Origin of the sequence: Paucilactobacillus vaccinostercus DSM 20634 (assembly GCF_001436295.1) — a bacterium.
Classification (GTDB): domain Bacteria; phylum Bacillota; class Bacilli; order Lactobacillales; family Lactobacillaceae; genus Paucilactobacillus; species Paucilactobacillus vaccinostercus.
This window is the reverse complement of the sequence record NZ_AYYY01000032.1, coordinates 1-1,195: the sequence shown is the minus strand read 5'-3', so window position 1 is coordinate 1,195 and position 1,195 is coordinate 1. Positions and strand designations below refer to the sequence as shown.

3 protein-coding genes are annotated in these 1,195 nt (G+C 46.1%); all 3 read right to left on the bottom strand.

Translation table 11 applies throughout. The features are described 5' to 3' along the window. Positions 1 to 439, bottom strand: a 439-nt coding sequence (locus FC26_RS07660; RefSeq protein ID WP_057779359.1) for a hypothetical protein, incomplete at its 3' end; no start/stop codon positions are given. A 21-nt stretch (positions 440 to 460) separates the two neighbouring features. Beyond that, positions 461 to 931 (bottom strand): hypothetical protein, encoded by a 471-nt coding sequence (locus FC26_RS12985; protein ID WP_057779355.1) that lies wholly within the window; start codon positions 929 to 931, stop codon positions 461 to 463. Positions 932 to 970: 39 nt separating this feature from the next. Then, positions 971 to 1,195, bottom strand: a 225-nt coding sequence (locus FC26_RS12980) for a hypothetical protein (protein WP_202813368.1), incomplete at its 5' end; no start/stop codon positions are given.

Below are 1,195 nucleotides of genomic sequence, written 5' to 3'. Positions count from 1 at the left end.
TCTCAGACAGTAACTCAACGACTGGTTCAACGAGTGCTTCAGTTTCTGATAATGCTTCGACAACTGGCTCAACGAGCGACTCCGTATCGGATAGTGATTCAACCACTGGTTCAACAAGCGATTCCGTTTCAGATAGCAACTCAACCACTGGTTCAACAAGTACTTCAATTTCCGACAGTAACTCAACAACTGGTTCGATCAGTACATCAGCATCAGATGAGAATTCAACCACTGATTCAGCGAGTGATTCAACATCAAATAGTACGTCAACCACGACTTCGACGACGACTTCAATCAGCAACTCAGATTCGAACAGCGCTTCAGACAATGGTTCTGATAGTAGTTCACAATCTGATAGCACGTCAGATAATGGGTCGATCAGCACATCTGATTCAATGAGTACTTCGGACAACGGTTCAACGAGCACGTCAGAATCCAATAGCACTTCAGCGAACGGGACTCAGACGACGTCTGATTCAAACAGTACGTCAACGAATGGATCAACGAGCACCTCTGATTCATTGAGTGCTTCAACGAATGGTTCGACCAGCACCTCTGATTCACAAAGTGCTTCAGATAATGGTTCGACAAGCACGTCAGATTCATTGAGTGCTTCAGATAACGGTTCAACGAGCACCTCAGATTCATTGAGTACCTCGGACAACCGTTCAACGAACACCTCGGATTCAAACAGTGATTCCGACAATGGCTCGACCAGCACATCTGCTTCATTGAGCGAATCTGACAATGGGTCAACCAGTACTTCGGATTCACTTAGTGAATCCGATAACGGCTCAATCAGTGCTTCAACTTCGAACAGTTCATCTGACAATGGGTCAATGAGTACCTCAGATTCATTGAGCACTTCAGATAACGGTTCAAATAGCACGTCAGACTCAACTAGTGCTTCTGATAATGGTTCAACCAGCACGTCAGATTCTGGCAGTTCATCTGACAGTATCTCGACAGCCTACGTTGGTTCCGACAGTGCTTCAACCCTTGGTTCAGAAAGCACTTCGGATTCCGCAAGTACGTCAACGAGTGGTTCAACGAGCACCTCAGATTCCGCTAGTGATTCAAACAGTGGTTCAGATAGTACGTCAGATTCTGCAAGCACTTCGAATAGTGGTTCGGACAGTACGTCAATCTCATTGAACAACTCAACGAACGGCTCAACCAGCACCTCCGGTTCTGC